The 20,199-nt window shown below is 71.8% G+C and carries 21 protein-coding genes; 8 read left to right on the forward strand and 13 right to left on the reverse strand.

Going from position 1 to position 20,199, the window contains the following annotated elements:
• Positions 1 to 158: 158 nt before the first annotated feature.
• Complete coding sequence (locus ACZ46W_RS32085) at positions 159 to 746, reverse strand: TetR/AcrR family transcriptional regulator (protein WP_468345279.1); 588 nt, start codon at positions 744 to 746, stop codon at positions 159 to 161.
• Between the two features lie 85 nt (positions 747 to 831).
• A complete protein-coding gene (locus tag ACZ46W_RS32090) occupies positions 832 to 1,413 on the reverse strand; it encodes an anthrone oxygenase family protein (protein ID WP_468345282.1) in 582 nt (193 codons plus the stop codon).
• A gap of 248 nt (positions 1,414 to 1,661) precedes the next feature.
• On the opposite strand from ACZ46W_RS32090, the gene ACZ46W_RS32095 reads away from it, so the two are divergent.
• Positions 1,662 to 3,143 (forward strand): MFS transporter, encoded by a 1,482-nt coding sequence (locus ACZ46W_RS32095; RefSeq protein WP_468345286.1) that lies wholly within the window; start codon positions 1,662 to 1,664, stop codon positions 3,141 to 3,143.
• Here the strand turns inward: ACZ46W_RS32095 and ACZ46W_RS32100 are convergent.
• Positions 3,130 to 4,593 carry a multicopper oxidase family protein gene (locus tag ACZ46W_RS32100; protein WP_468345289.1) on the reverse strand — a complete coding sequence of 488 codons (1,464 nt, stop codon included), beginning with the start codon at positions 4,591 to 4,593 and terminating at the stop codon, positions 3,130 to 3,132. The two genes, ACZ46W_RS32095 and ACZ46W_RS32100, sit on opposite strands and share 14 nt — an antisense overlap.
• A 491-nt stretch (positions 4,594 to 5,084) precedes the next feature.
• On the opposite strand from ACZ46W_RS32100, the gene ACZ46W_RS32105 reads away from it, so the two are divergent.
• Complete coding sequence (locus tag ACZ46W_RS32105) at positions 5,085 to 6,551, forward strand: gamma-glutamylcyclotransferase family protein (protein WP_468345292.1); 1,467 nt, start codon at positions 5,085 to 5,087, stop codon at positions 6,549 to 6,551.
• A gap of 325 nt (positions 6,552 to 6,876) precedes the next feature.
• On the forward strand, positions 6,877 to 7,455 hold the full coding sequence (locus tag ACZ46W_RS32110; RefSeq protein ID WP_468345295.1) for an IS5 family transposase: 579 nt from the start codon (positions 6,877 to 6,879) through the stop codon (positions 7,453 to 7,455).
• 12 nt (positions 7,456 to 7,467) lie between these two features.
• Here ACZ46W_RS32110 and ACZ46W_RS32115 read toward each other — a convergent pair whose 3' ends face one another.
• Together ACZ46W_RS32115 and ACZ46W_RS32120 are read right to left on the reverse strand one after the other, a co-directional pair.
• A complete protein-coding gene (locus ACZ46W_RS32115; RefSeq protein WP_468345298.1) occupies positions 7,468 to 8,013 on the reverse strand; it encodes an AAA family ATPase in 546 nt (181 codons plus the stop codon).
• 418 nt (positions 8,014 to 8,431) lie between these two features.
• Positions 8,432 to 8,683: an acyl carrier protein gene (locus tag ACZ46W_RS32120; RefSeq protein WP_468345301.1), complete on the reverse strand. Its 252-nt coding sequence runs from the start codon at positions 8,681 to 8,683 to the stop codon at positions 8,432 to 8,434.
• A gap of 116 nt (positions 8,684 to 8,799) precedes the next feature.
• Between ACZ46W_RS32120 and ACZ46W_RS32125 the strand changes: the two genes are divergently transcribed.
• The 5 genes from ACZ46W_RS32125 (at position 8,800) to ACZ46W_RS32145 (ending at position 13,358) form a co-directional block, all read left to right on the forward strand.
• Positions 8,800 to 10,164 carry a pyridoxal phosphate-dependent decarboxylase family protein gene (locus ACZ46W_RS32125; RefSeq protein ID WP_468345304.1) on the forward strand — a complete coding sequence of 455 codons (1,365 nt, stop codon included), beginning with the start codon at positions 8,800 to 8,802 and terminating at the stop codon, positions 10,162 to 10,164.
• A 21-nt stretch (positions 10,165 to 10,185) separates the two neighbouring features.
• Positions 10,186 to 10,809: a GNAT family N-acetyltransferase gene (locus tag ACZ46W_RS32130; RefSeq protein WP_468345307.1), complete on the forward strand. Its 624-nt coding sequence runs from the start codon at positions 10,186 to 10,188 to the stop codon at positions 10,807 to 10,809.
• Positions 10,806 to 11,438, forward strand: a complete 633-nt coding sequence (locus ACZ46W_RS32135; protein ID WP_468345310.1) for a DUF6875 domain-containing protein — start codon at positions 10,806 to 10,808, stop codon at positions 11,436 to 11,438. Before ACZ46W_RS32130 ends, ACZ46W_RS32135 begins: the two co-directional genes overlap by 4 nt.
• Positions 11,439 to 11,571: 133 nt before the next feature.
• On the forward strand, positions 11,572 to 12,237 hold the full coding sequence (locus ACZ46W_RS32140) for a maleylpyruvate isomerase family mycothiol-dependent enzyme (protein WP_468345313.1): 666 nt from the start codon (positions 11,572 to 11,574) through the stop codon (positions 12,235 to 12,237).
• 380 nt (positions 12,238 to 12,617) lie between these two features.
• Positions 12,618 to 13,358 carry a VOC family protein gene (locus tag ACZ46W_RS32145; protein WP_468345316.1) on the forward strand — a complete coding sequence of 247 codons (741 nt, stop codon included), beginning with the start codon at positions 12,618 to 12,620 and terminating at the stop codon, positions 13,356 to 13,358.
• 26 nt (positions 13,359 to 13,384) lie between these two features.
• On the opposite strand, the gene ACZ46W_RS32150 is transcribed toward ACZ46W_RS32145, so the two are convergent.
• The 8 genes from ACZ46W_RS32150 to ACZ46W_RS32185 form a co-directional block, all read right to left on the reverse strand.
• Positions 13,385 to 14,068: a beta/alpha barrel domain-containing protein gene (locus ACZ46W_RS32150; protein ID WP_468345319.1), complete on the reverse strand. Its 684-nt coding sequence runs from the start codon at positions 14,066 to 14,068 to the stop codon at positions 13,385 to 13,387.
• Between the two features lie 69 nt (positions 14,069 to 14,137).
• On the reverse strand, positions 14,138 to 15,283 hold the full coding sequence (locus tag ACZ46W_RS32155) for an acyl-CoA dehydrogenase family protein (protein WP_468345322.1): 1,146 nt from the start codon (positions 15,281 to 15,283) through the stop codon (positions 14,138 to 14,140).
• Between the two features lie 10 nt (positions 15,284 to 15,293).
• Complete coding sequence (locus tag ACZ46W_RS32160; RefSeq protein ID WP_366132345.1) at positions 15,294 to 15,668, reverse strand: ectoine synthase; 375 nt, start codon at positions 15,666 to 15,668, stop codon at positions 15,294 to 15,296.
• A 3-nt stretch (positions 15,669 to 15,671) separates the two neighbouring features.
• On the reverse strand, positions 15,672 to 16,529 hold the full coding sequence (gene trpA, locus ACZ46W_RS32165; RefSeq protein ID WP_468345325.1) for a tryptophan synthase subunit alpha: 858 nt from the start codon (positions 16,527 to 16,529) through the stop codon (positions 15,672 to 15,674).
• Positions 16,522 to 17,874, reverse strand: a complete 1,353-nt coding sequence (locus tag ACZ46W_RS32170; protein WP_468345328.1) for a hypothetical protein — start codon at positions 17,872 to 17,874, stop codon at positions 16,522 to 16,524. The genes trpA and ACZ46W_RS32170 overlap by 8 nt, the downstream gene beginning before the upstream one ends.
• A 2-nt stretch (positions 17,875 to 17,876) precedes the next feature.
• Positions 17,877 to 18,134, reverse strand: a complete 258-nt coding sequence (locus ACZ46W_RS32175) for an acyl carrier protein (RefSeq protein ID WP_366132348.1) — start codon at positions 18,132 to 18,134, stop codon at positions 17,877 to 17,879.
• The gene (locus tag ACZ46W_RS32180) at positions 18,131 to 18,955 is read right to left on the reverse strand and encodes a MaoC/PaaZ C-terminal domain-containing protein (protein WP_468345331.1); all 825 of its coding nucleotides are present in this window, start codon (positions 18,953 to 18,955) and stop codon (positions 18,131 to 18,133) included. Before ACZ46W_RS32180 ends, ACZ46W_RS32175 begins: the two co-directional genes overlap by 4 nt.
• Positions 18,952 to 20,187: a beta-ketoacyl-[acyl-carrier-protein] synthase family protein gene (locus ACZ46W_RS32185; RefSeq protein ID WP_468345333.1), complete on the reverse strand. Its 1,236-nt coding sequence runs from the start codon at positions 20,185 to 20,187 to the stop codon at positions 18,952 to 18,954. Before ACZ46W_RS32185 ends, ACZ46W_RS32180 begins: the two co-directional genes overlap by 4 nt.
• Between the last annotated feature and the right edge of the window lie 12 nt (positions 20,188 to 20,199).

Here is a 20,199-nt window from a genome sequence, read left to right on the forward strand (position 1 = left end):
AAGGGGTACGAACCCGGTTCGCCCAGTTTCTCATCGGGGTCCCACCCGCTGAGCGCGTCCGGCCCGTACACCGGCTCAATGGGCAGTCCCGACTCGGTGGCTCTGGCGCGGTCCATGGCTCCCATGGCTCCAGCCTGGCCGGGCCGCCTGGAGCCCTGCTAGGAGGCGCCTGGTGCGGCGCCGCCGAGGAGGCGCCGGCACAGCTCGTCGGTGAGTTCACCCGCCGTGCCGGCGAGGACGTCGGGCACCGTGAGGTCGTCCACGATCATGCCGTGCACCGCGAGGTACAGCAGGATGACGGCCACGCGGTCGCCGGGCAGGCCCGCCTCCAGGTGGAAGCGGATGTTGTTCTCCAGCTCCGTGCGGAAGATCTCGTTGAGCTCGGCGCCCAGTTCGGGGCGGCGGGTGCCCTCCAGGCGCAGCTCCAGCATGGCGAGGTAGCTGCTGCGGTCCGCCTCCATGCGCTGGTGGACCTGGCGCAGCAGGAGCGCCACCAGTTCGGGGGACCGGGGGGCGGTCATGGTCCGGGCGAGCTCGGCCGGGTCGGGCGTCAGCCGCTCGTACGTACGCCCCATGATCTGCCGCAGCAGTTCGCCCCGGTTGGCGAAGTAGTTGGAGGAGGTGCCGACGGGCACCCGGGCCTCGGCGTCGACGGCGCGCAGCGTCAGCCCGCGCGAGCCCTCGCGGGCGAGGACCTCGATGGCCGCGTCGAGCAGTGCCGTCCGGCGTTCCGGGTTCTGTCGCATGGGGTCTCCGGGAGACGGTGCCACTTCGGGTGGAGTACTTCGTTCGAAGCAGTCCAGCATAGTGGGCGCCGTCACCCGGGGCGCGTCAGCGTGCGGGCGTGGCCCGGCCGTGCAGCTTCAGGCAGTGGGCGAGGCAGCCCAGCGCGGCCGTGCACAGCAGGGTGCGCATGATGTTGGTGGACTCCCACACGCCCTTGAACTTGTCGACGACGCCGAAGTCGTGGGCCTTGGCCGGGTCGCCGAGGGCGGCGAGCTCGTTGTTGAGGGGGATGTTGACGGTGAAGGTGATGAGCAGCGCCACGAGGTAGAGGGCCCCGGCGATACCGGCCCACAGGGCGGCCGACCGGCGGCCCTTGCGGTACTCGATGACGGCGGCGGCCGTCGTCGCGGCGAACGCGCCGAGGAAGGCGAGGACGAACAGGCCGCTGGTGTCGATCGCCTGGTTGAAGTTCTGCATCGCCTCCACGTACAGCCGGTCGTCGGTGCGGGCGAGGCCCGGCATGACCGACACGTCGAAGGCGAAGAACACGCCGGCCATCAGCCCCATGGTGACGAGCGACACCAGCAGCAGCGGACCGGCCGCCCTGCCCGTGCGGCTCGTCCGGGACGGCGGCGCCGGCGGCGCCGGCTGTGCGGGAGACGACGAGTACGGGGAGCTGGCGGTCATCGTGGCGTCCTCACTGTGGACTCGGGTGGCTCGCGCGGCGTGCGGGCGTGGTGCGTGCGGGCGTGGGGATCATAGGTGCGCCGCGCGGCGCCCGGCCAGGCCGTCCCGAGCGGTCGTGCACGCACGGGCGACCCGGCCTCGACGGGTTCTCCAGCCGGGCCTGAGAGCGTCGCCGCGACGTTCCGGACGCCGGGTCCCGAGTCCCGAGTCCCGGTCCCCAGTTCCGAGCACCCCGTGGAGGCCCCGTCATGTCCGTGCACGTGTCGCAGCAGCCGGTGTCGCGGGCGGTTCCCGCGCCGGTGGCTCCCCAACCGGTGCCTCCCGCGCGGGCGGTTCCCGCGCCGGTGGCTCCCGCGCCGGTGCCTCCCGTGCCGTTCGCCGAGGCGCGGCGCCGTGCCCGCCCCGGGGTCGCCCTGGCGGTAATCGCCCTGTGCAACGCGATGATCCAGCTCGACGACCCGATCGTGAACATCGCGCTGCCCGGGATGCGCGAAGGGCTCGGCCTGTCGGCCGTCGGCGCGTCGTGGGTCGTCAACGCCTACCTGCTGGCCTTCGGCGGGCTGCTGCTGCTCGGCGGCCGCGCCGGCGACATCCTGGGCCGCCGCAAGGTGTTCCTCGCGGGCGTGGGGCTGTTCACGGCGGCCGCGGCGCTGCGCGGGCTGGCGCCGTCGGGTGAGTTCCTGGTGGCGGTGCGGGCGGTGCAGGGCGTCGGGGCGGCGCTGGCGGCGCCCAGCGGGCTCGCGCTGGTGCTGAGCATGTTCGCCGAGGGCGCGCCCCGCAAGCGGGCGATCGCCGTCTGTACGGCGGTGGGCGCGGTGTCGACGGCCGGCGGGCTGCTGCTCGCGGGCGCGCTCACCTCGCTCAGCTCGTGGCGCTGGGTGCTGTACCTGGACGTGCCGGTCGGGCTGGTGATCCTGCTGCTCGCGCCGTTCGTGATCGAGGAGACGGCGCGCAGCCGGGGCCGGTTCGACCTGGCGGGGGCGCTGGTGTCGGCGCTGGGTGCCGCGTCGCTCGTGTACGGGCTGGCGCAGGCCGCCGAGCGGCCGTGGAGCGACCCGGCCGTCGTGGGGTGCGTGGGCGCGGGCGCGGGGCTGCTGGTGGTGTTCGCGGCGATCGAGCGGCGGGCCGAGCAGCCCATCGTGGTGCCGAAGCTGTTCGGCGACCGTGACCGCGTCCTCGCCTACGCGGCCACGCTCGCGGTGCCGGGTGCGCTGATCGGTACGTACTTCTTCCTCAACCAGTTCTTCCAGGGCCGGCACGGGTGGTCGGCGCTGGCGACGGCGTGCGCGCTGCTGCCGCTGCCGGTGACGATGGCCGCCACGGCGGGCGCCGCGGTGCGCCTGGAGCGGCGGTTCGGCGCGAAGCGGCTGATGGCGGGCGGTGCGTCGCTGCTGGTCGCCGGGAACCTGTGGCTGGCTGCACTCGGTGCGTCGGCCGCGTACGCCTCGGGTGTGCTGCCGGCGCTGGTGCTGCTGGGGGCCGGCATGGCGTGTTGCGTGCTGCCGCCGACCGTTCTCGCCACGTCGGGCCTTGCACGTGACGAGGCCGGTGCGGCGGCGGCCGTGCTGAACTCGCTCCAGAGCGTGGGCGGTTCGATCGGGCTGGCCGCGCTGGTGGCGGTGACGGCGCAGACCGGGGGGATGGCCGGGGGTTTCCTGACCGGCGCGGTCTTCGCGGGGTTCGCGCTGCTGGCCGCCACCCTGTTGCGACGTACGGTCAGGCGATCCTGAGCTGGGCCATCATCCCCATGGCGGAGTGGTCCAGCAGGTGGCAGTGGTACACGTACGTGCCCCGGTAGGTGTCGAACGTCGCCTGGACCCTGACCGTCTCGCCCGGCAGGAGCCGGACCGTGTCCTTGAGCCCCGACTCGGACGGGTCGGGCGCCTGCCCGTTGCGTTCCAGGACCCGGAACTGCACCAGGTGCAGGTGGAAGTTGTGCGGCATGACCGTGTTGGGGTTGGTGATCGTCCATATCTCGCTGCTGCCGTGGCGTACGGCGGCGTCGACGCGGTCCGGGTCGTAGACCTTGCCGTCGATGTACCCCTTGGGCGCGGCGCTGCCGTCCTCGTCCATGCGCAGCTCGACGGTGCGCCGGCCGGTGGCCTCCGGCAGCGGCGGCAGGGTGCGCAGCACGGAGGGCACGCGGCTGGGGTCGGAGGCGGTGCGGACGACGTCGAAGCGGAGGACGCGGCCGGTCTGTTCGGGGGTGCCGGGGCCGACGGTGTTCTCCAGCACGAGCTGCGTGCCGACCGGGTAGCGGGAGAAGTCGATGACGACGTCGGCCCGTTCGGCCGGTGAGAGCCACAGCGCGTCGGTGGTGTGCGGGCGGGGCAGCAGGCCGCCGTCGGAGCCGATCTGGGTGATCTCGCCGCCGTCGGCGAGCCGCAGCCAGAAGAAGCGGAGGTTGGAGGAGTTGAGGAGGCGGAAGCGGTACTTGCGGGCGGCGACCTCCAGGTAGGGGTACGGCTTGCCGTTGGCGAGCAGCGTCGTCCGGCCGAGCGCGTCGTCCATGACGTACACGAGCTGCCCGGCCTCGTCGAAGCGGGCGTCGCGCAGCGCGATCGGGATGTCGTACGCGCCGGAGGGCAGCGGCAGGGCCTGCTCGGTGCCGTCGGTGAGCAGGTACGAGCCGGAAAGCCCCCGGTAGACGTGCTCGGATTCCATGTGGTGCGCGTGGTCGTGGTACCAGAGCGACGCGTGCGGCTGACGGTTGGGGTAGGTGTAGGTGCGGGTCGCGCCGGGCGCGAACGTGTCCATCGGGGCGCCGTCGCTCTCGGGCGGCACGGAGGCGCCGTGCAGGTGGACGGAGGCCGGCATGTCGAGGGCGTTGCGGTGCCGCACGACGACGGGGCGGCCGGATCTGGCTCTGATGGTGGGGCCGGGGAAGTGCCCGTTGTAGGTGAGGACCTCCGTCTGGAGGCCGGGCAGGATCTCCTTGCGGGTGCGCCGCATGGTGATGGCGTAGGTGTCGGTGCCGCCCGTGGTCGAGACGGGCGCGAGGACCGGCGGTATGGGCAGCGGCACCCGGAAGGGCTCCACGGCGGCGGCGGCCGCCGTCGGGCCCGGGACCGTGGCGCGTGCGCCCCCGGCGGCGAGCAGGGGGGTCAGTGCGGCTCCGGTGAACAGCCCGGCGCCGGTGGTGGCGAGGGCGGCGCCGAGCAGGCTGCGTCGGGTGACCATGGCGTCCTCCTGGTTCTGGACCGCCCGCCCACCGCGGGCGGGCGCACCCAGCGAGTGCAGCAACCCCGACTCGTGGTCGGGTCGAGCGGCCGGCGGGGGCGCGCGGCCCGCTCTGGCGGGTTCGGTGGCGGGGCAGCCCCTTCGCCGGTCGGGGCTCGGAGTGGCCGCTCGACGCCGGGAAGACGGCTACACGGCGAGCACATCCGTGTACGGCTTACGCAAATGATCGAATCCAGCCCACCGTTTAATTCACCGCAGACGGGTGATCGAATGCACGGTCTCGTGGCATGTCGGGAGGTCGCATACTCAGCCCGCACCATGAGCCGAATCCGTGCATTTGGCTGCTTGCGTCTCCGTGCCTCACCACGTAAGGCACGGGCCCTAGGCCAAGAGGTGGATAGATGGTCAAGGTTCGCAGCCGTGGGAATACCTCAATCGGGGCCCTCCCAGACCTGCCCCATAACCCCCTTGTCAAAGCACGGAGGTACCAGGTGGCCCGCCGGATCAAGCATCCCATCCATGATCCGTCATTCCGCTGGTGGATCGCGGCCCGGTCTGCTGCTGCTCTCATCGGAATACTGCTGGGCGCCCTGTGCCTCGTCGCCATTACGTTGGCCGTTCTACGTGCGCTGACCGGTAAACAGTCGCTGCGCCTCCTGCACGACTCGCTCGCGTCCCTTCAGGCAATCCTGGGTCAGGGCAACTTCCCTGCCGACGAAGATAATATTATCCACAGTGCCCTTGCTGCGATTTCCGCCATGATCGGCGTACTACTGCCAGCCATTTTTCTTGCCATGGCATTTGTGCGAATTTTTACGATTGAAACATTCCAGTGGCGGCGCACTCTCAGCGTTTGCCTTGCTGCCGAGGCCGGCCCGGAAGGTTTCCGCGAAAGCCACGAAGGCAGTGCCGACTCCGTCATCGCTGCGCGCTTCTATAAGCGCCTTCAGCGCCTGACGATCGCCGACCTAACATGTCGGGCATATCTACGCTATTGGGCGACCTCCCCAACGGACGGAAGCAAGTCCGTTGTCACCGTCCAACTGAAAGTACTGGGAGCCGACGGTTGCCGAACACTAGAGCGCGCCTGGCCAGAGTCCTCGCACGGCGTTCCCTTCACCCTTTGGATCCCGCTGGACGCCCCTCTGAACCAAGGCCGAATCGACCATATTCAAGGCCACGCGATCCGCTCCGAGAACAGACCAAAATTGCTTGTTCGAGCCCTTGGTAAGGTTAGCGGGGTGGGAGTGGATGTATTTGACGACAAATGGTACCCCCTGGACTACGACCATGTGCAACTTGGAAGATTCGGATCGGTTGACGTTGACGAGACCGATGGATCCGTCACGTCGAGGGGCTGGGACACATTCGAGGACACCGCAAGGATGTCGGTCTTCATCTATGGCTCCCTGGTAGACGTGAATGATATTCGCGAGCTGCTGGGGAGAGACCCAGCCCCTGGCCTTGACTACCAGCTTGCACGCCTGGACGGCTACAAGCGATCATGGGAAGTCGCAACGGACAACACGGATCAAAGCCGACCAGTCGTTTATCTCAGCCATACCGATACGAGCGAGCCCCCCATCAAAGTCCTCTACCCCACAATCCAGCTTGATCCCGGCAGCTCAGTCGAAGGACTTGTACTGAGGGTCGACAGTCGAGTACTTGCCAAACTTGATGTGCGCGAGGGGAACTACGAGCGACGCAGAGCAAGATCGATCACCTGTCACGGGGATTTCGATCCAGGAATTTCCTACACCTATTTCGGCAAACCGGAATTTGTCGAGGTGGCACGCATCGGTATCGCCGACGGATCAGCCCGTATCCGAAGGGAGTATTTGGACAAACTTCGAAATGCGCTGGCTCAGCATGGAGAGCCCTTGAGAAGCTCCCTTACGCCCGACACACTTCCCCCTGTTCCCATCGTTGCACTGCGCCGCACGGATCGGCGTCGCTAGAGCGTGTCTCTTTGATGGGTTGGTCAGTTGATCGGATCTGTCTGTCCGGTTAGCGATCACTGATGCGATGTGGGACCAGATCAAGCCGCTGAGGCCGGCTGATCCAGTGCGTGGGCGGCGGTGGGCCGATCACCGCCGCACCCTTTAGGCCATTGCCTGGCAGTACCGCACCTGCTTGCCCTGGCCGGGACCTGCCGGACGAGCTGGGTTCGTTCAACGACCGCGCACAAACGGCTGCTCAGGCGGGCCGTTAACGGCACTTGGGAACGGATCCTTGCCTCGGTCCGCTGCTGACGACGCTGACGACATCCGCTGGACAGTGTCGGTGGACTTCACCGTCTGCCGGGGCCCACCAGCATGCCGCCGGAGCCAGGAAAAGGGGGCGCCGGACAGGGACGAACCCGACGACCATGGCCTCGGCCGCTCCCGCGGCGGCCTGAGCACGAAGATCCACCTCGCCCGCTACAGCCGTGCACGGCCCTTGGCCCTCCGTCTCACTGCAGGTCAGGCAGGCGACGCACCAGCCTTCGAGACCGTCATAACAGGCATCCTTGTCCCGCAAAGCGGGCCGGGAAGACCGAGAACCCGGCCGGACGCCGTCCTGGCCGACCGCGCCTGTTTGTCCCGGGCGATCCGGACCCATCTTCGTCGGCGGAGTATCCGTGCTGTCATTCCTCAGCCGTCCGACCAGGTCGGTCACCGTCTGCGGCGAGGCCGCGCCGGCGGTCGCCCACCGGCGTTCGATGCCAAGGTGTACAAGCAGCGCAACGCAGACGAGCGATGCGTCAACCAGCTCAAACAGTGGCGCGGCCGGGCCATGCGAACGGACAAGCTCGCCATCGCCTACCAGGCCGCACTCCACGTCGCCGCCATCCTCATCTGGCTCATCTGGACCCGCCTCTGAGCAGCAAGGAACCTACCCGGAGACGTCCGCCAGCCATCCGGTGGCACTCACGACCTCGCGCGCTATGTCGACCACGGACCGTCCGTCGGTCGCCACCCGCACCGTATCCAGGGGCGCCTGCTCCTGCAGAATCCGCGCCTTGCAGGCACTGCCTTCCAATTCCTGCCCCAGCTCCGAGCCCAGCTCCCGGCGAGTCAACCGCTCACGAGCGGTGGCATCGGACGCCGTGAGCACCACCCGCACGATCCTGACATTCGCCCCCATGGCCTGCCGGAACATGCCCTCGTTCTCAGCCAGAACGCTCACCGTGTGCGTGTAGACCAACCGGCGGTACCCGAGCTCGGCGTAGTTCGACCAGAGCGCCGCCAAGTTGCGCTCGGCGATCTTCCTTCGGCGAGGGTCACCCTCCGGAGCGGGATGGGCCTGCCCCATGAAGTCCCCCTCGATCACACAGTGAGCAACCATCGCCGCACGCAGACGTGCCGAAACCTCCCATCCCACCGTCGTCTTGCCGGCGCCAGCGCGCCCTCCGATGAGCAATACCTCTACTTGATCCATAACTGCACCCTGCACCGGACAGGCGAACCACGCGAACCAAATGCGCACGGATCAGGGAGACAGGCCCTAGCTGCCTCTGCCGACACCATCAACCATCAAGGCCGCTCTGGGCGAAAGAGCGGCCATCTCGCGTGTGAACCCGGCCCGAGCACGGCTCGCCGGCTCGGTGCGGACCTTGACACGGTGGCTTGATCGGCCGCAGCTCATCGCCAGGGCAGGGGCAGAATCGAATCGCTGATGCCGGACCGCCCTTCACCGGCATGGCCGCCGGCGCCCTGGCCGGAACGTGATCCGGAGGTCGAGGTGGTGGGGCCGAGGGTTCCGAAACCGGCGGCCGTGATCCGCCCGCTGGCAAGGGCAACAGGTGCGCCTCCCGTGGGAACGACGGCCCGCCTTTCGGGGGTAGCGGAGTGAGAGGTCACGGGCCCGGGTTGGTCAGGTAGGCGGTGAGGGAGCGGATCGTGGGGTGGCGGAAGAGGGCGGGGAGGGGGATGTCGCGGCCGAGGGCGGCGCGCAGGGCGCGGTGGGCGCGGAGGGCGTGGGCCGAGGTCGCGCCCGCGTGGGAGAGCCAGACGTCGGGGTCGAGGGCGGGTACGCCCAGTTCCGTGGTCCAGATCCGCGTGACCGTCCGGGCCGTCGTGCTCGTCGTCGCGTCGAAGTCGGCTGTCACGCGCCGAGTGCAGCAGGGGCGCCTCGTGCCGGGCTCGAACGGCGCTGGTTGCGCGGCTGTTGCGGGGGCCTCCGTATACCTGCGGTGACAGATGCGCCGTTCCGGAAGGCACTCCCGTGGATCTTCGCTACTGGCTTCCGCGCGCGGTGGATGTGATCGAGCGCTTCGGCGAGCGGTTCGGACCGTTCGAGCCGCATCCCTCGCACCGGGTCGGTGACGCCGACTTCGCCCCGGTCTTCGAGCGGTTCGCCAAGCGCCTCGACGACAACTACCCCTTCTTCCATCCGCGTTACGCGGGCCAGATGGTCAAGCCGCCGCATCCGGCGGCCGTCGTCGGCTATACGACGGCGATGCTGTTCAACCCCAACAACCACGCCGCCGAAGGCGGTCCCGCCACCACCGAGATGGAGCGCGAGTGCGTGGCGGCCCTCGGCGCGATGGTCGGCATGGCCGCTCCCCTGGGCCACCTGACGACCAGCGGCACGATGGCGAACCTGGAGGCGCTCTACGTCGCCCGCCAGTCGCACCCGGACCGCGGCATCGCGTACAGCTCCGAATGCCACTACACGCACGAGCGGATGTGCCACGTCCTCGGCGTGGAGGGACACCGGGTGCCGGTGGACGGCCACGGCCGGATCGACCCCGGTGCGCTGGAGCCGCTCCTGGCGTCCGGCCGGGTCGGCACGGTCGTGGTGACCACCGGGACGACGGGCCTGGGCGCGGTCGACCCGGTGCACGAGGTGCTTCCGCTGGCCCGCCGCCACGGGGCGCGCGTCCACGTCGACGCGGCGTACGGCGGCTTCTACGCGCTGCTCGGCCTCTCGGACGAGCCCGAGGGCATCGACGTACGCCCGTGGCGGGCGATCGGGGCGTGCGACTCGGTGGTGGTCGACCCGCACAAGCACGGCCTCCAGCCGTACGGCTGCGGCGCGGTGCTGTTCAACGACCCGCGGGCCGGCCGGCACTTCGCGCACGACTCCCCGTACACCTACTTCACCGACTCCGAGCTGCACCTGGGCGAGATCAGCCTGGAGTGCTCGCGGGCCGGTGCGGCCGCGGCCGGGCTGTGGCTGACGCTCCAGCTTCTGCCGCTGACCCGGGACGGCTTCGGCCGGATGCTCGCGGCGAGCCGCCGGGCCGCGCTGCGCTGGGCGGATCTGCTGGCCGCGTCGGAGGCGCTGAAGCCGTACCAGCGGCCGGACCTCGACATCGTGACGTACGTTCCCGCCGCGCGCCCCTGGTCCCTGTCCGCCGTCGACGCCGCCTCCGAGCGGTTGCTGCGCGACGGGATGCACGCGCCGGAGGACCCGGTGTTCCTGAGCGTGCTGCGCGCGGACGCCGGGGCGTTCGCGCGGCGCCATCCCGGGATCGTCCGGGACGCCGACGCGGCCCGGGTGATGCGCAGCGTGCTGATCAAACCCGAGGCGGAGCTGTACCTCGACCGGCTGCACGCCCGGGTCGAGCAGCTCGCCACCCGATGACGACTCGTGAAGGGTGCTCCCTTGTCCTCCATCCCGGTTCCTGCGGCGCGCGGCGTGGTACGCCCGGCGTCGGAGGCCGACACCGACGAGCTGGCCGCGCTGCTGGCCGGCGCCTTCCTCGACGATCCGCTGACCCGCTGGATCACCCCGGACGCCCGGCGCCGGGCGCGGGTCCTGCCCGGTTTCTTCCGTGTGTTCCTCGACCTGTCGTACGCGTACGGCGGGGTGCTCACCGATGAGGACCGCGACGCCGTCCTGCTGTTCCTGCCGCCCGGCGCGTGGGAGGAGACGGAGGCGCGCGGGGCCGAGCTCCAGGGGCGGTTCGGCGCGGCCCTGGGCGACGACGCCGCCGCGCTGGCGACGATCAGTGCCCTCCAGGCCGCGCGGCACCCGGCCGGCCGGCCGCACTACTACGTCTCCTTCGGCGCGGTACGGCCGTCGGCGCGGCGGCGCGGGCTGATGGTGACGCTGCTGGAGCACGTGGTGGCACGGGCCGACGCGGCGGGGTGCGGTACGTACGCCGAGGCCAGCTCACCGGGCGGGGAGGCCACCTGCCGGCGCCTCGGCTTCGAGCGGCTCGGCGAGGACATCGTGCTGCCCGGCGGCGGCCCCTCCTTGCGGCCGATGTGGCGGGAGGCGCGGTGAGGGGCGACGAGCGGCTGCTGATCTGGTCGCCGGAGGAGATCGACGCCGGCCGGGTGGCGCACCGCCACCTGCCGGAGCTGCGCCGGGTCCTCGACTGGAGCCGCCGGGTGCTGGTGTCGGGCCACCCCGAGCTGGGCCGTACCGGCCCGGTGTGCCCCTACACCCAGCCGTCGTTGCGCAAGGGCCTGTTCCTGCTGGCCCTGCCCGCCCGGGACGGCGGCACGCCGGCGGAGGCGGTGGCGGGGCTGCGGCACTGGTACGAGCGGCTCGCGGCGGACCTCGGCGAGGAGGACCGCGAGCTGCTGACGGTACTGATGCTGCTGCCGGGGCTCGACCCGGCGGACTCGACCGAGCTGGACGAGGTGCAGCGGGCGGCGAAGGACACGTTCGTCGCGGACGGGCTGATGATCGGCCAGTTCCATCCCGTGTGCGACGAACCAGGCCTGTGGAACGAGGACTTCCGCCCGCTGCGGGCACCGGTTCCGCTGCTCGCGGTGCGCCGGCTGCTCGTCTTCGACCTGCCTTTCCTGGTCGGCGCCGACCGGCACCTGGACGCCTACCTCCAGCGGTTCGCCCCCGAGATCCCGGCGCGCGTCCGTGACCAACTGGTCAACCGGGTGGTGAGCTGAGGCGGAAAAGATCGCTCACGGGCGATGACTTTGCTCCGGAGCGAGAGTCTCCTTCGAGAACGCCCCTGCCGGACGTCCGCTGTCCGCGCCGGAGGCAACGCAGATCACGATCCTCGACAGGAGTCCAGCCCCTATGACTGATCCGGCACTGACAGCGGACCGCAATCGCGAGACCGGGGTCTGGCCCTTGATCCGCACCGAGCGAGCGGCGCTGGCGGCCGATCTCGCAGGTCTGACGGACGAGCAGTGGGCGAAGCCATCGCTGTGCGCCGGTTTGTCGGTGCGTGAGGTACTGGCGCACCTGACCGCGGGCGCGAGCCTCAACACCGTGAGCTGGCTGGCGGGTGTGATCCGTTGCCGGTTCGACTTCGACAAGCAGGTGGCCATGCGGCTGGCCGAGCAGCTCGGCGCGACCCCGGGCGAGACCCTTGAACGGTTCCGGCGCATCGTCCCGAGCACGACCAAGCCCCCCTTGCCCGCCATCGCCATGCTGGGCGAGACGATCGTGCATGGAGAAGACATCCGGCGCCCGCTGGGCATCCGCCGCGACTACCCGATCGGGGCCGTCACGGAGACGGCCGAGTACTACCAGGGCTCAGACCTCGTGGTCGTTGCCAAGGGACGCATCGCCGGCCTGAGACTCGCAGCCGATGACGGCCCCTTCGCGACCGGTTCCGGGCCTCTCGTGTCCGGCCGCACCCTGGCCCTGGTGATGGCCATGACCGGGCGCGCGACGTACTGCGACGATCTCGAAGGCGACGGTGTGGAACTCCTCCGCAGCCGCTGCGGGACAGCGTGACACGACGCCGGCACCCAGCCCGGCCCCGGACCAGTGGCCGACGCGGCCCGGGGCTGCGCCGACGTGAGTGGTCGTCGGGTGATGACGGGCATTCGGCTGCTCAGCCCGCGGCGGTGTCCCGTGCTCGGGCCGCCCGAGTGCCGGCGAGCCGATAGGGCCGAGGGGGTGCGGACCGCTCCCGTGGGCAGTGGCGGAACGCCCTGCCTGGTCGGCGCCGACCGGCACCGGACGCCTGCCTCCAGCGGTTCGCCCCCGAGCTCCCGGCGCGCGTCCGCGACCAACTGGTCAACCGGGTGGTGAGCTGAGGCGGGGCTGTGGGGTCTTTGGCCGTCAGTCCTTCCGTGCGGGAAGGCCGCGCTGAGTTCCATAGGATCGTCGGCATGGCCCTGCGACCCGTGATGGTGAACATCAAGGCTCTTGATCACTCGGCGGTCGGCCGGTTCTGGGCGGAGGCGCTCGGCTGGAGTGCTTACAGCCCCGGCGTGACCACCTACGTCGGCCCCGCCGGCGGCCTCGTCTGGCCGGACCCGGTCTTCCTCGGCATCGACGTCGTACCCGTCCCGGAACCCAGGACAACGGCGAAGAACCGTGTGCACCTGGATCTCGCCACCACATCCGCGGCCCATCAGGCCGAGTTGGTCGCGCGCCTCCGGGCTCTCGGGGCGACGCCCGCCGACGTGGGCCAGGGCGACGTGCCGTGGACCGTCCTCGCCGACCCGGAGGGCAACGAGTTCTGCGTGCTGGAGCCCCGCGAGACCTACCGGGACACCGGGCCGATCGCCGCGGTGGTCGTCGACTGCGCCGATCCGCGGGCCATGGCCCGGTTCTGGGGCGAGGCGATGGACTGGACCCTGCACGAGGTGACCGACGACCGTGCGGTGTTGCGTTCCGCCAAGGGTGCCGGCCCGTATCTCGAATTCCTCCGCACGCCCGGCGTGCAGCCCGGGCCGGACCGCGTCCATCTCGACCTGCTGCCGTACGCCGGTGACGACCAGGCGGCGGAGGTGGCCCGGCTGCGGGCCCTCGGCGCCACCGACCTCGACCTCGGCCAGGGCGACGTCCCATGGGCGTGCCTGGCCGACCCCGAGGGCCACGAGTTCTGCGTCCTCGCGCCGTCCTGACGCGGGGACCCGGCGTCCGGTGTCCGTCAGCCCACCGGCGCGGCCGTCGGCCAGGCGTCCAGGTCGCCGGCGCGCAGCAGGGCCGTGCCGATCAGCAGGCCCCGGTAGCCGGCGGCCAGGAGGCGGGTGGCCGTCTCGGGGGTGTCGATCGCGCTGGCGCTGACCGGGCAAGGGGTGCCGGCCGCCCGGAGCGCGGGCAGCAGGGCGAGGCTGCGGCCGATGTCGCCGGCGTCCCGCTCCCGGGCCCTGATGTCCTTGTTGTTGACCGCGATGACGCACTCGGCGGCGTGCGGCACGGCCGCCACCTCCGCCTCGCCGGTGACCTCCACGAAGGGCGTGAGCCCGGTGCGCAGCGCGGTTTCGACCAGGGTGCGCATGGCGGTCGCGGGAAGCAGGGCGGCCGTGAGCAGGACGGCCGACGCGCCGAGCTCCTTGGCGGTGGTGAGCTGGTCGCGCCGGGTGATGAAGTCCTTCTGGAGCAGCGGCAGGTCGGTGAGCCGGGCGACGTCCCGCAGCAGTTCGGGGGTGCCCGCGAACCAGCGCCCGGTCACCACGGAGACGCACGGCGCGCCGGCCGCCTCGTAGGCGGCGACGATGTCGGCGGGGGTGCGTCCGGCGATGAGGTCGATGCCGTGCGCGTCACGCCGCTTGATCTCCATGATGAGCGGGCGTTCGGCCGTCAGCAGGGCCTCGATGAAGCGGGAGGTCATGGGGCTGCTCCTTGGGTACGGTGCTCCGGGGCCGCGCGCGTCCCCGGAGCACCGGTGCGGGTGCCGTGGTCACTTGCCCAGTCCCAGCATCGAGGCGATGCGGTTGTACTGGATCTCGTTGGTGCCCGAATAGATCGTGCCGCCCACGGCGTTGCGCACGTCCTGTTCGAGCCCGTACTCGGTCATGTAGCCGTGCCCGCCGAAGATCTGCACGGCGGCGAGGCTGCTGGCCACATTCGCCTCACTGGTGATCAGCTTGGCGATGGCCAGGTCCGTGGTGACGTTCTCGCCGGCGACGAGCCGTTCCGCGGTGTCGTACAGCCATTTCCGTGCCGTCTCCAGACCGATTTTGGTATCCACGATCTTGTTGGCGATCGACTGGTACGAACCGATCGGTTTGCCGAACGACCGGCGCGTCTTCGCGTAGTCGACGACCTGTTCCAGCCGGCGCTGCATTTCTCCGACATTGACGATGAAGGAGAAGAGGACTTCCCGTTTCATCACGTGGTCCAGGACGAGGAATCCGCCGCCGACGCGGCCGAGGACGCGGTCCGCGGGAATGCGGCACCCGTCGAAGTACAGCTCGCTCAGCGGTGAGGTGCGCAGCCCCATCTTCTTGATCGGCCGGCCGGTCGTCAGCCCCGGGGTGTCCCGGTCCACCAGGAACGCGGTGACCCCGAGCGGTCCGCCGTCGGGGTGGGTCCGCGCGTACACCACGATCACGTCGGCGACGGGGCCGTTGCTGACGAACGTCTTGGCTCCGGTCAGGACGAAATGGTCGCCGTCCCGCTCGGCGCGCGTGGTCATGGCCATCGCGTCGGACCCGCCCTCGGACTCGGTGATGGCATGGGCGCCGATCACCTCGCCGGAGCAGATCCCGGGCAGGTACCTCTCCTTCTGTCCGGCCGTGCCGAACTTCTCCAGGGGTACGCCGGTGCTGGCCAGGGTGGTGGTCACCGAGAAGCTCAGCCCGGCGTCCCGGCAGTGCTCGCCGAGCCCTTCCAGGACGTACATGGTGGTCAGGAGCGACTGGCCGAGGCCGCCGTACCGCTCCTCGAAGGGCAGGGCGAGGATGCCGGTCCGGCGGACGAGCTTCCACTTCTCCCAGGAGAAGGTGGCCTGCTCGTCCTGTTCTATGTGGTCGGCGCTGAGCGCCTCACCCCACCGGGCCAGGCCTTCCCGGAGGCCGGTCTGGTCGGAGTTCCATCGGATCACCGGCGACCGCCTAGTACGCGGACGAGACGTGCTCGTCCAGGCTGTGCACCTCGTCGCCCTGGAGCGCGGGGCTGAAGACGCAGACGAGCCGGAGGTCCTCGTGCGGGGAGGCCACCAGGTAGTGCGGGTCGTGCTGGTCGAGCGCGTACAGGACGCCCGGGGTGATCGGGTGCGAGGTGCCGTCGAGCTCGATCACCTCGCCGGAGCCCTCGATGCAGTAGCAGGCTTCGAGGTGGTTGCGGTACTGGAGGCGCGACTTGGTGCCGGCCCGGACGACGGTGTCGGTGAGCGAGTAGCCGACGCCGTCCGAGGCGAGCAGGAAGCGGCGGCTGAGGCCGTTGCCCCACTCGACGGTCTTCACGTCCTCGATGTCACGGATGATCATTTCTCAACTCCCGGTTCGTACTGGAGGGACGGACGGAGGGACTGACTGACTGACTGGCGGGACGGACGGACGGACGGCCCTGACGAAGTCGCGGAAGCCGGTGACCGGGTCGCGGCCCTCGTCAAGGGCGCGCTCGATGCGTTCCACCCCGGCCGAGCCGATGATCACCGCATCGGCTCCGCAGGCGTGGACGGCCGCCACGTCGTCACGGGTCCTGACCCCGAAGCCGACGGCTATCGGGGACGTCGTACGGGCCCGGAGCGCGGCGACGGTGCCGGCCAGGGCGGCGTGCCCGGCGGCGGGGGCGGTGCCGCTGCGTCCGTAGTGGGCCACGAGGTACAGGTAGGCGGTGGCGTGGGCGGCGGCCTCGGCCATCGTCGCCTCGGAACTGCGCTGGTAGCAGGTGGTCACCACGGGCAGCCCGGCGTCGCGGGCCGCCGCGTGGTACGTGGTGCGCAGCCTGGGCGGCAGCGCGTGGACGAGGAGCCCGTCCGCGCCGCTCGCCGCGATGTCGCGGGTGGCGGCGGACAGGTCCCGGTGCTTGAGGGAGTGGCTCCAGTCGGCGAGGAGCGCGATGCGCAGCCGGCGCAGTCCGGGGCGTACGCGGGCGATGAGGGCCAGGACGTCGTCGAGGCCGGTGCCCCGGTCCAGGGCGCGGCGTGCGGAGCGCCGGACGACCGGCCCGTCGGTGACGGAGTCGGGGAAGGGCACGGCCAGTTCCAGGCAGTCGACGCCTTCCTCGTCGAGCATGAGGACGAGGTCCTCCAAGGCGTCGAGGGGCGGGTCGCCCGCGTTGAGGAACAGCGCGAGTCCGGGTCCGGCGGTGGCGGTGGCCGCGTCGCGGACGAAGAACTCAGCCACGGCGCACCCCCGCCGTGGCGGTGCGGGCGGCCCGCATCCGTTCGGCGAGCTCGCGGGCCGCGCCGCCGGTGACGGCCCGCTCGGCGGCGGCGAGCGCGGCGGGCCAGCCGTCGCTGTGGCCGCTCGCCACCGCGAGGGCGGCCGCGTTGAGGCACACGGTCCGGGTGGCGGTGACGCCGGCGGCGCCGGACAGGACGTCGAGGAAGTGGCCGGCTGCGTCGGCGGGCGCGACGGGCCGCAGGTCGTCGAGGGAGCCGTCGGCGGGGAGCAGGGCGCCTGCCTCCAGCGGGATCGTGGCGGTGTGGTCGTCCCCGCCGGCCGCCCGGCCAGGGCCGCCGGGGATGCCCGGACCGCCGGGGACGCCCGGACCGCCGGGGACGGCGGGGACGCCCGGACCGCCGGGGACGGCGGGGACGCCAGGGACCGCCGGGCCGCCAGGGACGGCGGGGAGCGCCGGGCCGCCGGGGACCGCCGGGACCGCCGGGACCGCCGGGACGGCCGGGCCGCCCCGGACGGAGGGGACGGAGGCCGTGCCGCCCGGGACCGCCGGGACCGTCGGGACGCCGGGGGTGCCTGTGCCCCCCGGGCCGCCCGAGACGGCCGGGGGCAGGGGCGTGGGGGCGTTGGTGTGGACGGTGTTGTCCGCGAACGGCAGCAGTTCGTCGGCGCCCTCCGTGTTGGTGGTCAGCCAGATCCGGCGGTCCGTCACCGTGCCCGCCAGGGCGCGCAGCGCGGGCAGGGGCATGGTGCGGGAGACGCCGGTGACCTGGGCCGTCACGGGCAGGTCGGCGAGGAACGGGCCGAGCGCGTTGAGGAAGCGGCCGAAGGGCTTCATGCTCAGCGGCGCCACGGTGCGGGCGAGCCGGGTCAGTTCGGCCGGGTAGACGAAGGGCCCGGCGAAGGCGATCCCGTACTCCTCCAGCGTCCGTTCCGTATGTGCGTACGAGGCCGTCGGCCGCACTCCGAGCCGTTCCAGCAGGTCGACCGAGCCGAGGCTGGAGGTGTAGGCGCGCGAGCCGGTCTTGACGACCCGTACGCCCGCCGCGGCGGCGACGAACGCGGCGGCGGTGGAGATGTTGAACGTCGCCGGGCCCCCGCCGGTGCCGACGACGTTGACGGTGCCGTCCCAGCGGCCGGCGGGCGCGGCGGGGCGCCGTTCGAGGAGCGAGTCGAGCAGGGCGCGCAGCGTCTCGGGGCCGGGGAGCCGGGTCGTCAGGGAGGCCAGCAGGGCGACGGCCTGCTCCTTTCCGAGCGTGCCGTCGCCGAGCCGGTCCCACAGTGACCGCCAGGTCTCGCGCTCGGCCACCGGGCGCCGCGCGAGCAGGCCGGTGAGCGCGTCGTGCATGGTCAGCCGCCCACTCCCTGGCGGGCGCCGGCGATGAACGCGTCGATCGCCGCCACGCTGCGGAAGTTGTCGGGGTCGAGGTCGGCGTCGCCGACGGGGAGCTGGAAGTGGTCCTCGACCCAGGCGATGAGCTTCAGTACGCCGAGGCTGTCGATGACCCCGTCCGAGAGGAGGTCGTGGTCGTCGGCCAGCTCGTGCGCGCCGAGGTCGGGCAGGAACTCCTCGATGACGAACTTCTTGATGGTGTCGGTGTTGCTCATGACGTCCTTTCCTTGCTCGCGGGGCTGAGGCGGGCCCAGCCGGCTTTGACCGCCGGTCCCTTGGGGGTGCGGCAGGTGAAGCGGACGACGGTCGGGCCGGCGTCCGGCTGGAGGGTGATGTCGAGGGGTTCGTCCGGCGGGACGGGGCCGGAGAAGCGGCAGCCGACGGCACGTACGCGGGTGATGTCGCCGTCCGCGTACCGGTCGGCGATCTCCTCGCAGACCAGGGCGACGACGCTCATGCCGTGGGCGATGACCCCGTCGAAGCCGGCGGCGCGGGCGGTCTCGGGGTCGAGGTGGATGGGGTTGAGGTCTCCCGAGGCGTGCGCGTAGGCGCGGATGCCGTCGGTGGTCAGCCGGTGCGTGGCGGTGGCGGGTTCGCCGACGGGCCCGGCGGGCGCGGGCGCGGCGCCGGAGGGGATGTCGCCGAACGGTTCGACACCGCTCGCGCCGACGAGCAGGGCGCTGGTGACCAGCTCGGCGAAGGGTACGCCGTCGTCGCCGGTGAGCCGGGTGCGCACCGCGACCCGGGTGCCGCGCGGCTCGCGCCGGGCGCCGAGCACGTCGAGGGCGACGGCGACGGGCTCGCCGGGGCGTACCGGCCGCTCCAGGCGGATGTCCTGGCCGAGGTGGACGACGGAGGCCTCCTCGCCCGCGATCAGGGACCGCACGGTCCGGTCGGCCACGGTGTGGGCGAGGACGAAGGCGTGCACGGGGGAGGCCTCGCCGGTCACGGGGCCGGGCAGCCCGGCCCGGGCGGCGGCGCGGTAGGCGGCGATCTCCGGGGCGGTGGCGGTACGCCGGGCGACGGCGGTCGTCATGCCGGCACCACCACCACGGAGGCGTTGTGGCCGCCGAAGCCGAAGGAGTTGGACAGGGCGGGCCCCGAGGGGATGGGGCGGGGTCGGGTGTGGACCACGTCGATGTCCATTCCTGGCTCCAGGCGTTCGTGGTTGGCGGTGGGCGGGACCTCGCGGGCGCGCATCGCCAGCACCGCCGCGATGGTCTCGACGGCGCCGGCGGCGCCGATCAGGTGGCCGATGACGCCCTTGGGGGCGGTGACCGGAGGCCCGGAGGTGCCGAACACCTTGGCCAGCGCGGTGGCTTCGGCCCGGTCGTTGTGCGGGGTCGAGGTGCCGTGGGCGTTGACGTGGGCGATGTCGGCGGGGGCGAGGCCCGCCCCGGCGATGGCGGCCGTCATCGCGGCGGCCGCGCCCGCGCCGTCCGGCAGCGGCATCGACAGGTGGTGGGCGTCGGAGGTGGCGGCGTACCCGGCGACCTCGGCGTACGGGCGCGCGCCGCGTGCCCGGGCGTCGTCGGCCCGCTCCAGGACGACGAACCCGGCGCCCTCCCCCATCACGAACCCGTCCCGGTCGGCGTCGAACGGCCGCGACGCCCGCTCCGGTTGGTCGTTGCGCAGCGATACGGCGTTGAGGTTGCCGAATCCGGCCAGCGTGACGGGCGTCAGCGTCGACTCGCAGCCGCCGGCGATCACCACGTCGGCCTGGTGCGTCCGCAGCAGCAGCATCGCCTGGCCGATCGCGTCGGCCCCGCTCGCGCAGGTGGTGGCGATCGTCGTGGCGGGCCCGGTCCACCCCAGCCGCATGGCGATCTGCGCGGCGGCGGCGTTGGGCATCGTCATCAGCGGCATCAGCGGGTTGACCCGGTGCGGTCCGTCCGTGGTGTAGTGCGCGGACTCCCGGTCGCTGGTCGCCCGGCCGCCGACCGCGTTGCCGACGACGACCGCCGTGCGGGCCGGGTCGGGGGCGGGGGCGCCGGCGTCCCGGTGGGCGGCCAGCGCCGCCGTCGTCCCGTACAGCGCGAACGGGTCCATGCGGCGGGCGTCCTTGGCGGGCACCAGGTCCGTCTCGTCGAGGCCGCGGACCCGGCAGCCGATGCGCACCCGGTGGCGGTCCAGGTCGAGGTGGGTGAGCGCGGCGGCGGTGGAGCGGCCGGCCCGCAGGGCGGCCCACAGCTCGCCGGGGGTGCAGCCCGCGGGCGTGACCACGCCGATGCCGGTGATGACGACCGGGGGTCCGGTGGGGGTCGACACGGTGTCCGTCCT

The sequence above is a fragment of the Streptomyces sp. NPDC031064 genome (genome assembly GCF_055570965.1).